The following is a 12286-nucleotide window of genomic DNA, read 5'->3' as shown; positions in this document are numbered from 1 at the left end:
AATGCGGCTTATTTGCCGAGGCGGGTCACACCTTCTTCGATCAGTTTGGCAGCTTTTTCAGCGCCTTCCCAACCGGTGACCTTAACCCATTTGCCTTTTTCGAGGTCTTTGTAACGCTCGAAGAAGTGCTGGATCTGATCGCGCAGGATCTGCGGCAGATCTTCGTGGGATTTGATGTCGGTGTAGTACGGGTCGATCTTGTCATGCGGAACGCAGATCAGTTTTTCGTCCTGACCGGCTTCGTCTTCCATGATCAGAACACCGATCGGACGCGCACGGATCACCGAACCGGCTACGACCGGCTCACGGAACATGACCATGGCGTCAACCGGATCACCATCTTCGCCAAGCGTGTTGGGGATGAAGCCATAGTTGACCGGGTAATACATCGAGGTGTGCAGGAAACGGTCCACAAAGACAGCACCGGAGTCTTTGTCTACTTCATACTTGACCGGTCCGCCCTGCGGAATTTCGATGACGACGTTTACGTCCCACGGAACATCCTTGCCAACGGCAATCTTGCTGAGATCCATCTGGGAAAATCCCTTTCGCTTTTTGAACGCATGCCCCGATCACCAGGGCGGCTGATATGAGCTTCTAAGATGCAAAGACGCATCCGAAGGAAAATGATGCCGACCTTTTATCGCGAAACGCCGTCGCTTCCAAGGGGGCAGGAAATGATACTTTTGATCAGAAACTCTGGGCGGTTTCAGCAACCGGCAGCAAAGAGCTTTTCACAGGCGTGAAGCGGTCTGCTTCTGCCTCAAGATTATTGAAATAACCCGGGTTCTTTGATGCGTTTGCATGACGGCTGGGCATCGAACGACCGTGGAAGAGATGCAAGACAGGAGAGGTATATTCAACATTTTTGCGACGGATACCCGCCCGAATCATGCGGAGTACGAAATCTGAATCTTCCAATCCATGTCCTTCGTAGGCTTCGTCAAAACCACCAATCTTTAAGATATCATCCTTGAAGGCCGCAATATTGCACCCCTGTGCTTTCTTCCAGCAATTGGCGTGCTCCCAAAGACTTTTCTGGCTTTGCGGGATCGGAATGAACTGAAATGGGCGATTGCAGTTGCCCGTCAGGCCCAGCATGAAGAGGATCGCACGTGGCCATTTGTGGAACCGTAGACGGTTCTTCATCGCAAGCTTGGTAAAGCGTTCCTTTAGGAAGACACGTTTGCCTGTGACAAAGCAGTTTGCTTCGGCCGCTTTGCGGTGGCTTGAAACAAAGTTCGACATCAGGCAGCAATCACCGTCGGTAAACACAATGATGTCACCCTCGGACATCGCGATGGCGCCGTTGCGCACGCGCGACAGCCGGTATCCCTGATCTTCCTGCCAGAAATGTTTGATCGGCACCGGGGATTTTTTTTGCATCTTGGCAATGGTCTGCGCGGTTTCCGGCCCTGAGCCATCATCAGCAACAATCACCTCGAAGTTATCGTCCTTCTGGTCGATCAGTGATTGCAAAACCATTTCCAGCGCTTCTGGCCAATTATAGGTCGAAACGATGACTGAGACCTTATGCACTAAAATACCCCTAAATGTTGCTTGTGGTGTCCGTTACCGGAAGCACCAAATCAGTGTGAGCAGACAGTATTTCCGACTGCTCTGACGATCAATACAGAATTGATACTTTCACGCGCCTGTAAAGATCACTGAGCGTCTGGTTTACCGGGTTTTCGCCATGTTTTTCTGATGATAGGCCCAGGCATGCGCAATGATCTGGCGTGGCGACGGATAGTCGGCCCACCAACCAAACATGTCTTGCGCCTTGGCTGGGTTTGCAACCAGTTTGGCGGGGTCTCCGGGGCGACGCGCATCTTCTATCACACCGAAATCCTGACCGGTGATCTCTTTGCAAAGTTCGATGATCTCTTTGACCGAACAGCCTTCGCCTGTGCCGATATTGACGGCATCGAAAGCAGCATTCTCGGACGCGATGACATGCGCAAGCGCCTTGACGTGCGCGCTGGCAAGATCATCGACGTGAATATAATCGCGAATGCAGGTCCCGTCGGGCGTGTCATAGTCTGTGCCAAAGATTTTTATGTGATCGCGTTGACCAGAGGCTGTTTGCAAAATCAGCGGGATAAGGTGGGTTTCGGGATCATGCCTTTCGCCCGTGCGGCCTTCCGGGTCGGCGCCCGCAGCATTGAAGTAGCGAAGGGCAATGGCGTGAAAGCCGTATATATCGGCGTAGTCCCTAAGCATGGTTTCGACCATGGCTTTTGAGCGGCCATAGGGGTTTTCCGCGCGGACCTCAAGCGTCTCGGACAGCAGCCCTTCATCCCGATTGCCATAGACAGCTGCCGTTGACGAAAACACAATGTGTTTGCAGCCATTGTGCCGCATCGCTTCGAGCAGGTTCAACGCCCCGGCAGTGTTGACTTCATAAAACCGGGCCGGTTCGACCATTGACGCGCCAGCTTCAATCAGGGCGGCCATGTGAATGACGGCGGCAGGCTTGAAATCATCAAAGGCCTTATTCAAGGCGGCACTGTCGCGAATATCGGCGTGGATAAACGGAACATCTGGGGAAACAGCATCGCGGTGACCGTTTGAAAGGTTATCAAACACAACCGGTCGATAGCCATTTTCCTGAAGCTTGAGGCAAATGTGCGATCCGATATATCCCGCACCGCCTGTTATCAAAATGTTTTGCATGAAATGGAATTTCTACTTTTTTCCTGAGCCGCGGTGAGAGAACGCGAAGCAAAAAATATGCTCACATCACCTTTTTGCGCGCAAGTGATGCGGTTTTCGGGTTGATGAGTTCGCGGATCCAGTTGGCGGCTTCGATTACGATCGGGTCTTTTTCGCGGGCCGGGCGGATCAGCAGGCGATACCACCAGTGCGAAATGAAATCCGGGAAATTAAGTGGCACCAGTTCACCGCGCTCAACGTAATTGCGCGCAACAACATCGGTGCTGGCAACGATGCCCTGACCGGCACGTGCGGCCTCAAGCGCCCAGATATGGTGGCTGAAGGTCCAGCAATCAGCCAGCGAGAAGCTGGCATCCTTGAACCATTGTTCGATCTGGGAGAACTGTTCGCTGTCGCTGTCGATCAACAGGATATCTCGCGGGCCGAGTGTCGCGACGTCAACATTGCTGGCATCATAGCCGCGCTTGGCGAGCCATTCCGGGGCGGCAAAGGCGGTATAGACTTCAGGGGTCAGAAGCTCGGTAATCCAGTCTTCGGGACCGGGCAGGTCCTTTGGCGCGATCTGAAGGGCGAGATCAATTTCAAGCGGATCAAGACCGTCATCAAATTCGATCTTGCGAAATTGTACCGGAATATCGGCGGGCAGCCGGTCGCGCAGGTTATCAAGCTCATACAACAGCACAGTGAGGGCCGGGGTCGCCAGCGCCCCGATGCGGATTGCCTTGCCCTTGTCCGGGCCGACTTCACCAGTGATATCGGCAATGCCATCAAGCGCCTCGGTCAGGCGGGGCAAAAGCAGCTCGGCCGACTTTGTAAGGGTCAATCCACGGCCCTTGCGGGTAAAGAGCACCACGCCAAGGTTTTCTTCAAGCTGGCGGAGCTGATGACTGATCGCACTTTGCGTGACATGCAATTCTTCTGCGGCCCCCTTCACGCTTTGATGGCGTGCAGTGGCTTCAAAGGCGACAAGGGCGCGCAACGGTGGGAGCTTTCTGCGCATCGTGGGTTCCATCCGGAGAGCATTACTGTCTTTTATTCTGTCTATCAGGCCTGATCGAAAAGTGGGCAAAAAAAATCTCAACAATGGCTGAAAAAGCTTCATTCGTATTTTTCCAAACAAGCAGGCAATATCATCGTCATACAGGGTTTCCGGCCGTAATGACTTATGCCTCCTTGCGCCACCACGTAAGCAGCCTCCCCCCGACTGCCGGAAACCCCAACATTTCTTTCGAAACCGGGATTGACCATGACCGCAACGCGACTGAGCGGAAATTTCCGCGGTGTCCTGTGGATGACGGCTGCCATGGCATCAGGCGTTTTTGTCGATGTTTGTGCCAAGCTTGTTTCGCATGATGTGCCGACCTCGCAGATCCTTGCGATGCGTGCCCTGACCACCGTTGCGGTGTTCCTGGTCATCATCATGTTTATCGGCACGCGCCAGATCCGCACGCGCCGCCCTGTTGCGCATATTGCGCGTGGCGTTTTGTGGTACGGGTCGCTGTTCTTTGTGTTCTTTGCGCTGCGCCAGATGAGCATCGCCGAGGTCAATGCCTATCTGTTTATCGAAGCCTTGCTGACCGTGATGTTGGCGGTGGTGATTCTCGGCGAGAAACTGACCCCGCGCAAAATCATCGCAACCCTTCTGGGCCTTGTTGGCGTGTGGGTGATGTGTTTCCCGCGCATGGATGGCTTTGGCGTGCCGCTTGGTGTTGCCGCAGCCCTGATCGGGGCGTTCTGTTTTTCCGCCCAGACTTTGTTTGCCAAGGTGCTGACCCGGACCGAAACCAATTTTTCCATGCTCTTCTGGCCTCAGATCATCGCGGTTGCGATCTGGGTGCCGATTGCGATGATCACCTGGTATCCGGCCTCAATGGCTGATTGGCTTTATGCGTCGGGTGCCGGTTTCTTTGCCATGCTGACCAACTACATGGTGCTACGTGCAGTGCGGGTTGCGGATGCCAGTGTGGTGTCGCCTGCGGCCTATACGGCCCTGCCATTTTCGGTGGCGATGGATTTGATCTTCTTTGACATGCTGCCCGTGCCGGTCATCTTTATCGGTGCCGGCATCGTGGTGCTGGCCGTGATGCTGCTTGATTACAAGGGCGGTGCCAAAGCGGTCGAGGATGCCGTGGAAGAAGAATTTGCCGAATTTGCCGAGAGTAGCGAAATCGGGGATGAAGAAGCATCCCCGAAACCGGCAAAGGCCTGAGCGTCGGCAATCGACATTGCCGATCACTGATCGTGTTGCGCGCGGGAGTCATCCGGGGCCTGATCACGGTCATGAAGGCCGTAATCACGGATCACACCGGCCACCCGCAAACGGTAATCTTCAAAAATCTTGTGCCGTCCCTTGATCTGGGCGGTACGGTGCTCGCCCAGATTGCGCCAGGCGGCAATTGCGTCCTCATCGCGCCAGAAGGACAGCGATAGAACCTTGCCGGGATTGGTCAGGCTTTGAAACCGTTCGATCGAAATAAAGCCATCCATGGTTTCAAGCGCGGGCTTGAGATCACCGGCAATCGCAAGGTAATCGTCATAGCGTCCATCGTGCGGGGTAACCTCGAAAATGACGGCAATCATGGTTTGATCAGCTCCTCAGGGTCAGGACCTATGAATTTGGTTCGAATGGCAGGGTTTATATTTGTGAAATCCAAGAAAAATCCCGCCGGGCGGGTTGGTATCCCGTGCAAGGGATTTGACGCGGGAGTTTGCAAATATAAACCCTGTCCGTCGGATCCCTCAGATATGCACGGACTACTTTGTCGCAAAACCTTGAAAGATGGATATCTTCCTGCGGTTTCGCTTCGCGTATCCGCACAGATCTGAGCGACCATTCTAACTAAATTCATAGGTCCTGACCCTTATGCGGGGTGGAGGCAATTTTCAGAAACTGGCGTTCTTCGCGCAGGATGAATTTCTCTCGCTGGGAAAATTCATAGTTCTCGCGGCCCAAGGGATCATCTTTCAACCGCGCGCGATAGGCTTCATAGGATGCCAGATCGGGCAAATGATAGATACCATAGGCGGTCGAGACTGATCCTTCATGCGGGGCGAAATAGCCGACAAGGTCCGCCCCGCAACGCGGGATGGCCTGCCCCCAGTTCCGCGCATATTCCATGAAGGCGTCTTTTTTGTACGGGTCGATTTCGTAGCGAATGAAGCAGGTAATCATGGCAGCGTCCTTTCAGGAGAAACATCTTGTTGGGTGACGTGACCCATTATCCCGATTGCCGCGCGTTAATGCTTCGATTAGCATCGAACTATGAAAGAAGGACCCGATATTGCCCGCGTGGCCGCATTGCTTGGCGATCCGGCGCGCGCAAATATGCTGACAGCCCTGATGAGTGGTCGGGCATTGACCGCGGCCGAGCTGGCCCAAGAAGCCGGTGTGACACCGCAAACCGCAAGCTCGCATCTGGCAAAGCTTGAAGCCGGTCAGATCGTTGTGCCGCGCAAACAGGGGCGGCATCGTTATTTCACGCTCAGCGGCCCTGATATTGTCGAGGCACTGGAAATCCTGATGGGGATTGCCAATCGGGTCGGGCATAACCGCGTGCGCACCGGGCCCAAGGATCCGGAACTGCGCAAGGCACGGGTTTGTTATGACCATCTGGCCGGGGATATGGGGGTGGCGCTGTTTGACGGCCTTGCCAAACGCAAACTGATTGAAAGCAACATCAATGGTGTTGCCCTGACACCGGCCGGGATCGATTTTGCCAACACGTTTGGCATTGATCTGGATGGCTTGCGGGCCAAGCGCCGACCTCTATGCCGGGAATGCCTTGATTGGAGTGCCCGGCAATCGCATTTGGCCGGATCATTCGGCGCGGCGTTGCTCGACCGGTTCTATGATTTGGGTTGGGCCCGACGGATTCCGGAGTCGCGCGTTGTGCGGTTCAGTGATGCGGGCGAAAAATCATTCCGTGATTTGATCAATCCCTAGGCCAGCTATCAATCACCGAGCAGGGCAGAAACAAAGGTCGGGACCAGTTCGGTGGCGGGACCATAGCGGCTGTGATCAAACAGTGTCGCACCCGAACTGGGTTCGAGATTGAGCTCGACCGTTTCAGCCCCGGCTTCCTCGTGGGCGACCTGCACAAACCCGGCAGCCGGATAGACATTGCCCGATGTCCCGATGGAGATGAAAAGCCCGCAATCGCCAAGGGCAGCATAAATGCGTTCCATCTCAAGGGGCATCTCGCCAAACCACACTACATGCGGGCGCAATCCACCGGGCTTGCCGCAACTTGGGCACGGGGTTTCCTTGGCAAGGTCACCCGGCCAATCGGTCAGCAGATCACAGTGAATGCAGCGGATTTTCAAAAGCTCGCCATGCATGTGGATGAGGTTTTTGGACCCGGCCCGACCATGCAGATCATCAATGTTCTGGGTTACCAGAAGCACATCACCGGGCCATTCGCCCTCTAGCCGTGCCAGAGCCAGATGGGCGGCATTGGGTTGAACATCCGGGTCATGCAAGCCAGCGCGCCTGTCATTATAAAAATGATGCACCAGATCGGGATTACTCACGAAGGCCTCGGGCGTTGCGACCTCGGAAATATCGTATCTCGCCCAGATGCCATCAGGATCGCGAAAGGTATGCAGGCCGCTTTCCTTGGAAATGCCAGCCCCGGTCAGGATGACAATCGGGGCGTTTTCATCGCGCAGGATATCGATCAGGTCGGGGCGAAGCGGCATGGTGTGCGGTCCTGTGCTGGTGATCAGTGCCGGTAGCCTAATGCAAACAAAACACCCCCGCCAAGTCTGTCTGGCAGGGGTGAATGCGAAACCGATCCGCTAAAACCGGTTTATCTTCTTTGATGGCCTCAGGCAGAGGTATCAACGTTGCCGCCCGGGGTGTCGGTCTGGCTTGGTTTTTCACCGCCCGGATTTTTGGTCACACCGACCATGGCGGGGCGCAGCAAACGGCCCTTAAGCACGTAACCGGCCTGCATGACCTGTGCGACATGGCCGTCAGGATATTCCGGATGCGGCAGTTCAAACACGGCCTGATGTTTGTTCGGGTCAAGCTTTTCACCAAGCGGTTCAAGCTTTTCGATGCCGTTCTTTTCAAGCGCCTTTTGCAGGGCCTGTTCGGTCATTTCAACCCCGTCAAACAGGGTTTTCATCGCCGGATCGGCATTGGACGTATCGCCCGCAGCATCAAGCGCGCGGCGCAGGTTGTCGCTGACATCCAAAAGGTCGCGGGCAAATTTGGTAATGGCGTAGTTGCCGGCATCCTCGACGTCTTTTTTGGCGCGGCGGCGGGTGTTTTCCACCTCGGCGGCCTGGCGCAGCAGACGGTCCTTGAGCTCCGCGACTTCGGCTTCAAGTGCGGCGATCGGGTCCTGGGGTGCGGCGTCCTCAACAACTTCCTCGGTCGCCTCTGCTGCGACCTCTTCAGAAGCGGTTTCCTCTGCATTGACGTCCTGCAGATCTTCCGGAGTGTTTTTTGCGGTTTCCGACATGGCTAACCTTGCTACTTTCACGTTATGCGGCCTGACACGCAGCGCCGCGATTTATCCAATCAGTCGACCGACCAGCTTGGCGGTGTAATCGACCAGCGGAATGATCCGGGCATAATTGATCCGGGTCGGTCCGACAACCCCGATTGCACCCACAATGCTGCCTTCAGCATTCTGATAGGGCGAAATCACCATCGAAAGACCCGATCCGCCGAACAGTTTATTCTCCGACCCGATGAAAATCTGAACACCCTGGGCATCCGTCGTCACATCGAGCAATTCAATCATCTGATCGCGGGCTTCAAGCACGTTAAACAGGCGGCGCACGGTCTCAAGCTGTTCAATCGTATCGATATTTTCCAGCAGCTGGGATTGCCCCTTCACAATCAGGGACGATCCCTTGACCCCGCCGGCCCATGTTGCCAGGCCCGCATCAATCAGATTGGCGGAAAGTTCATCAAGCTCCTGCTTGAGACGATCACGCTCCTTTGTCATTAAAAGGCGCGCATCATCAAGCGTCTTTCCAGCCAACCGGGTATTTAGATAGTTTGCCGCTTCTGTCAATGCCGAGGCGGGCAAATCAGGCGGAACATCAAGGATTCGGTTCTCGACACTGCCATTATGGGCCACCAGAACGGCCAGAACCTTGCCCGGTGACAGGGCGACAAATTCGATCTGTTTTAAGCGAATGCCATCGGTCTTGGGTGCGACCACCAGCCCGGCACAGCGCGACAGGCCAGACAACATCGTGGTTGCTTCGCCCAGCATCTGATCGAGTGAATAGCCTGCTTGTTCGCAGTTTTTGGTCAGTTGGTCACGTTCGGCATTCGGAAGGTCACCAACTTCCATCAGGGCATTCACAAACAGGCGCAGGCCCTTTTCACTGGGCAGGCGCCCGGCCGAAATATGCGGCGCGACCAGAAGACCCATTTCTTCAAGATCGGACATGACATTGCGAATGGTCGCCGCCGAAAGGTTTTCCGACATGCGACGCGCAATTGACCGCGATCCGATCGGTTCACCGGTTTCGACATAGGCATCGACAATTTGGCGGAACACTTCACGTGACCGCGCATTCATGTCGCCCAGCAATGTATCGTCAAAATGCGCCATGTGTTGCGTGCCAATTGATCCAGATGGATGAAGCGTAAAACGTGAGGAGAATTTAGTCAGGCAAACGCATTGCGTCAATTGCACGACCTATTGCTAAGCCATGCTTGTAAGTTTGGTCGAAGTTGTTGGTTTAACTGCTTTGCGCCAGGATTGCACCAGAACAGATAAAAACATCCGGGGAAACTGCTGGACGTTTGGTGGGTCACATCTTACTTTGGGCCAAATTTTTCAGGACAGTTTCGCTTCGTGCGCGGACAATCAAATCGCCACGAACGCAAGCCCAGACAACCAAGAGGTTCCTTCTCATGCGCCCTTCCGGCCGTACCCCCGATCAGCTTCGCGATGTAACGATTGAAACCGGCGTTTCCAAATATGCCGAAGGCTCGTGTCTGATCAAATTCGGCGACACGCATGTGATCTGTACCGCCACGGTCGAAGACAAAGTGCCGGGCTGGATGCGCAATTCCGGCAAGGGCTGGATCACCGCCGAATACGGCATGCTGCCGCGCGCAACCGATAGCCGCATGCAGCGCGAAGCCGCGCGCGGTGGTCAGTCTGGCCGTACCCAGGAAATTCAGCGCCTGATCGGTCGTTCGATCCGCGCGGTTGCCGATATGAAGGCTATGGGCGAAATGCAGATGCGCCTTGATTGCGATGTCATTCAGGCCGATGGCGGTACGCGCACCGCATCGATCACCGGTGCCTATGTTGCCGCCCATCTGGCGTTTCAGGGCGTGCGTCGTCTTGGCCTGATCAAGGAAATCCCGCTGACTCAGCCGGTCGCAGCGATTTCATGCGGCATCTATGAAGGTGAAGCGGTGCTTGATCTTGATTATGCCGAAGACAGCAATGCCGGGGCCGATGCCAACTTCGTGCTGGCGGGCAGTGGCGGCATTGTCGAGGTACAGGCAACCGCCGAAGACGTGCCGTTTGATCGTGCATCCTATGATCAGATGTTCGCTTTGGCGGAAAAAGGCTGCAAGGAATTGTTCGCCAAGCAGCGTGAGGCGCTTGGTCTTTAAGGCACCGTAGTATTAACGGCGGGCATCGGGCCTGCCGTTTTTTCGCATCAGTTGGATATCGCAGTTTCAGGCAAGACCATGGCCCGTCGTTTCACGGAAAAAAAACTCGTCATCGCCAGCCACAACAAAGGCAAGATCAAGGAAATCGCCGAACTTCTTGAACCGTTTGGCATCGAGGTCTTCTCGGCCGGTGAGCTTGACCTGCCCGAACCCGAAGAAACCGAAAAAACCTTCATTGGCAATGCGCAGCTGAAATCAACCGCTGCGGCCAATGGCGCCAATCTTCCGGCCCTTGCCGATGACAGCGGTTTGGCGGTTTCTGCCCTTGATGGCGCACCGGGGATTTATTCCGCGCGCTGGGCCGGGCCGGACAAGGATTTCGACATGGCGATGGAAAAGGTCAAGAACGGTATTGGTGATCATCCGGATCGCCGGGCATCGTTCATCTGTGCCCTGTCGCTGGCATGGCCGGACGGGCATGTCGAGAATTTCGAAGGCCGGGTTGAGGGCGAAATCGTCTGGCCCAAACGCGGCCCGCATGGCTTTGGCTATGACCCGATTTTCCAGCCCAAGGGTTACGGGGAAACCTTTGGCGAAATGGACCCGGCGAAAAAGCATGAAATGAGCCACAGGGCCGATGCCTTCCGCCAGTTGGTCAAGGCCTGCTTCGAAGACTGATTTCAGGTTTAACCACCTGCATTGAACTTATGCACGCATCGCGGATGTCATCATCGGCGGTGCGTGTTAGTTTATCGGCCAACATCCCGCGTTTGAAAAGAGTCCCGCGTGTCCGCAGCCTCAAGTGAAACCGTGCCGTTTGGCATTTATATCCACTGGCCGTTCTGTCTGTCGAAATGCCCGTATTGCGATTTCAACAGCCATGTGGCGAACAGTGTTGATCACGCGCGCTGGCGCAAGGCGCTCCGGGCGGAGCTTGCACATGGTGCGGCCCGTCATCCGGGGCGGACAGTGGGATCGGTGTTCTTTGGCGGCGGCACGCCGTCCCTGATGGACCCGGAAACCGCTGGGGCCTTGATCGAGGACATCAAATCTTTCTGGCTGGTGACGGATGATCTTGAAATCACGCTCGAAGCCAATCCGGGCACGGTCGAAATTGACCGTTTTTCGGCCTTTGCAGCCAACGGGATCAACCGGGTTTCGATAGGCATTCAGGCGCTTAATGACCGCGACCTGAAATTCCTTGGTCGCCTGCACAGTGCCGAGGAAGCCATGCGGGCCTTGGAAGTTGCGACATCGGTCTTTGATCGTTTTTCGTTTGATCTGATCTATGCCCGCCCGGAACACGATCCGAAGGCCTGGCGGGCAGAATTGCGCGAGGGGCTTGGCATCGCCAATGGCCATATCTCGCTTTATCAGCTGACCATTGAGCCGGGCACACAGTTCTATACCCTGCATCAGCGCGGCGATCTGGTCGTGCCGGACGAAGACCTTGCGACCGAACTTTACGAGATCACCCAGGAAGAAACCGAGCGGGCCGGCTATCGCTGCTATGAGGTGTCCAACCACGCCAAACCGGGACAGGAAAGCCGCCATAACCTGGTTTACTGGCGCTATGGCGATTATCTGGGTATTGGACCGGGTGCGCATGGCCGTGAAGCAGTGGTCGGTGCCGATGGCAATATCACGCCGATGGCAGTGCGTCGTCACCGTGCGCCTGATATCTGGCTGGACCGGGTGGAAAAGCATGGCCATGGCACACAGGAAGAAACCGCGCTTGAGGCGGATGAACGCCTGCTTGAAATGGTGATGATGGGCCTTCGGCTCAATGAAACCATCCCGGCTGCACGGTTTGAACGGATTATCGGCAAGGGTCCGCGTGATGTTTTGGCGTCGGATCGGCTCGAAACCCTGATCGAGTCCGGTGATCTGATCTGTGATTCTTCGGGGCTGCGTGCCACCGATCAGGGCAGAAACCGTTTGAACGGTGTTCTGGCCTATTTATTCGACCACGCGGTGTAAGGCCGAAACCGGCAAAACGCCAACAAAAAC

General features: G+C 55.4%; 14 protein-coding genes. 5 read left to right on the top strand and 9 right to left on the bottom strand.

The window, feature by feature from the left end; all coding sequences use genetic code 11:
- Positions 1 to 8 precede the first annotated feature (8 nt).
- The 4 genes from ppa to TH4_RS05110 form a co-directional block, all read right to left on the bottom strand.
- Positions 9 to 533, bottom strand: coding sequence for an inorganic diphosphatase (ppa, locus tag TH4_RS05125; protein ID WP_008888719.1), 525 nt, complete (start codon positions 531 to 533; stop codon positions 9 to 11).
- 157 nt (positions 534 to 690) lie between these two features.
- Complete coding sequence (locus tag TH4_RS05120) at positions 691 to 1539, bottom strand: glycosyltransferase family 2 protein (RefSeq protein WP_064780200.1); 849 nt, start codon at positions 1537 to 1539, stop codon at positions 691 to 693.
- A 141-nt stretch (positions 1540 to 1680) separates the two neighbouring features.
- Positions 1681 to 2676 (bottom strand): UDP-glucose 4-epimerase GalE, encoded by a 996-nt coding sequence (gene galE / locus TH4_RS05115; protein WP_064780199.1) that lies wholly within the window; start codon positions 2674 to 2676, stop codon positions 1681 to 1683.
- Between the two features lie 61 nt (positions 2677 to 2737).
- A complete protein-coding gene (locus TH4_RS05110) occupies positions 2738 to 3676 on the bottom strand; it encodes a LysR family transcriptional regulator (protein ID WP_008888717.1) in 939 nt (312 codons plus the stop codon).
- 246 nt (positions 3677 to 3922) lie between these two features.
- Here TH4_RS05110 and TH4_RS05105 point away from each other — a divergent pair, with 246 nt between their 5' ends.
- A complete protein-coding gene (locus tag TH4_RS05105; RefSeq protein WP_064780198.1) occupies positions 3923 to 4885 on the top strand; it encodes a DMT family transporter in 963 nt (320 codons plus the stop codon).
- Positions 4886 to 4908: 23 nt separating this feature from the next.
- Here the strand turns inward: TH4_RS05105 and TH4_RS05100 are convergent, their stop codons facing one another.
- On the bottom strand, positions 4909 to 5256 hold the full coding sequence (locus TH4_RS05100) for an antibiotic biosynthesis monooxygenase family protein (protein ID WP_064780197.1): 348 nt from the start codon (positions 5254 to 5256) through the stop codon (positions 4909 to 4911).
- A 265-nt stretch (positions 5257 to 5521) separates the two neighbouring features.
- Positions 5522 to 5848 (bottom strand): NIPSNAP family protein, encoded by a 327-nt coding sequence (locus TH4_RS05095; protein ID WP_064780196.1) that lies wholly within the window; start codon positions 5846 to 5848, stop codon positions 5522 to 5524.
- A gap of 90 nt (positions 5849 to 5938) precedes the next feature.
- On the opposite strand from TH4_RS05095, the gene TH4_RS05090 reads away from it, so the two are divergent.
- A complete protein-coding gene (locus TH4_RS05090; RefSeq protein ID WP_064780195.1) occupies positions 5939 to 6619 on the top strand; it encodes an ArsR/SmtB family transcription factor in 681 nt (226 codons plus the stop codon).
- Positions 6620 to 6627: 8 nt separating this feature from the next.
- Here TH4_RS05090 and cobB read toward each other — a convergent pair whose 3' ends face one another.
- The 3 genes from cobB to hrcA all read right to left on the bottom strand — a co-directional run bounded on the left by cobB (position 6628) and on the right by hrcA (position 9254).
- A complete protein-coding gene (cobB, locus tag TH4_RS05085; RefSeq protein ID WP_064780194.1) occupies positions 6628 to 7374 on the bottom strand; it encodes a Sir2 family NAD+-dependent deacetylase in 747 nt (248 codons plus the stop codon).
- A gap of 128 nt (positions 7375 to 7502) precedes the next feature.
- Complete coding sequence (gene grpE / locus TH4_RS05080) at positions 7503 to 8144, bottom strand: nucleotide exchange factor GrpE (RefSeq protein WP_008888711.1); 642 nt, start codon at positions 8142 to 8144, stop codon at positions 7503 to 7505.
- A gap of 51 nt (positions 8145 to 8195) precedes the next feature.
- Positions 8196 to 9254 carry a heat-inducible transcriptional repressor HrcA gene (gene hrcA, locus TH4_RS05075; protein ID WP_008888710.1) on the bottom strand — a complete coding sequence of 353 codons (1059 nt, stop codon included), beginning with the start codon at positions 9252 to 9254 and terminating at the stop codon, positions 8196 to 8198.
- A 305-nt stretch (positions 9255 to 9559) separates the two neighbouring features.
- On the opposite strand from hrcA, the gene rph reads away from it, so the two are divergent.
- The 3 genes from rph (at position 9560) to hemW (ending at position 12256) form a co-directional block, all read left to right on the top strand.
- A complete protein-coding gene (gene rph, locus TH4_RS05070) occupies positions 9560 to 10276 on the top strand; it encodes a ribonuclease PH (protein WP_064780193.1) in 717 nt (238 codons plus the stop codon).
- Between the two features lie 78 nt (positions 10277 to 10354).
- Positions 10355 to 10954, top strand: coding sequence for an RdgB/HAM1 family non-canonical purine NTP pyrophosphatase (gene rdgB, locus TH4_RS05065; protein ID WP_063086365.1), 600 nt, complete (start codon positions 10355 to 10357; stop codon positions 10952 to 10954).
- Positions 10955 to 11062: 108 nt separating this feature from the next.
- The gene (hemW, locus tag TH4_RS05060; RefSeq protein ID WP_064780192.1) at positions 11063 to 12256 is read left to right on the top strand and encodes a radical SAM family heme chaperone HemW; all 1194 of its coding nucleotides are present in this window, start codon (positions 11063 to 11065) and stop codon (positions 12254 to 12256) included.
- The last annotated feature ends 30 nt before the right edge of the window (positions 12257 to 12286 follow it).

This window comes from Thalassospira tepidiphila MCCC 1A03514 (genome assembly GCF_001662875.1).
Taxonomy (GTDB): Bacteria; Pseudomonadota; Alphaproteobacteria; order Rhodospirillales; family Thalassospiraceae; genus Thalassospira; species Thalassospira tepidiphila.
Note: the sequence above shows the minus strand (reverse complement) of the source record. Positions and strands in the feature narration are given on the sequence as shown.

Bases quoted from the DNA above. Each gene is read 5' to 3' on its own strand.
- ppa (WP_008888719.1), bottom strand. From the start codon at position 533: ATGGATCTCAGCAAGATTGCCGTTGGCAAGGATGTTCCGTGGGACGTA.
- galE (WP_064780199.1), bottom strand. From the start codon at position 2,676: ATGCAAAACATTTTGATAACAGGCGGTGCGGGATATATCGGATCGCAC.
- TH4_RS05110 (WP_008888717.1), bottom strand. From the start codon at position 3,676: ATGCGCAGAAAGCTCCCACCGTTGCGCGCCCTTGTCGCCTTTGAAGCC.
- TH4_RS05105 (WP_064780198.1), top strand. From the start codon at position 3,923: ATGACCGCAACGCGACTGAGCGGAAATTTCCGCGGTGTCCTGTGGATG.
- TH4_RS05100 (WP_064780197.1), bottom strand. From the start codon at position 5,256: ATGATTGCCGTCATTTTCGAGGTTACCCCGCACGATGGACGCTATGAC.
- TH4_RS05095 (WP_064780196.1), bottom strand. From the start codon at position 5,848: ATGATTACCTGCTTCATTCGCTACGAAATCGACCCGTACAAAAAAGAC.
- TH4_RS05090 (WP_064780195.1), top strand. From the start codon at position 5,939: ATGAAAGAAGGACCCGATATTGCCCGCGTGGCCGCATTGCTTGGCGAT.
- cobB (WP_064780194.1), bottom strand. From the start codon at position 7,374: ATGCCGCTTCGCCCCGACCTGATCGATATCCTGCGCGATGAAAACGCC.
- grpE (WP_008888711.1), bottom strand. From the start codon at position 8,144: ATGTCGGAAACCGCAAAAAACACTCCGGAAGATCTGCAGGACGTCAAT.
- hrcA (WP_008888710.1), bottom strand. From the start codon at position 9,254: ATGGCGCATTTTGACGATACATTGCTGGGCGACATGAATGCGCGGTCA.
- rph (WP_064780193.1), top strand. From the start codon at position 9,560: ATGCGCCCTTCCGGCCGTACCCCCGATCAGCTTCGCGATGTAACGATT.
- rdgB (WP_063086365.1), top strand. From the start codon at position 10,355: ATGGCCCGTCGTTTCACGGAAAAAAAACTCGTCATCGCCAGCCACAAC.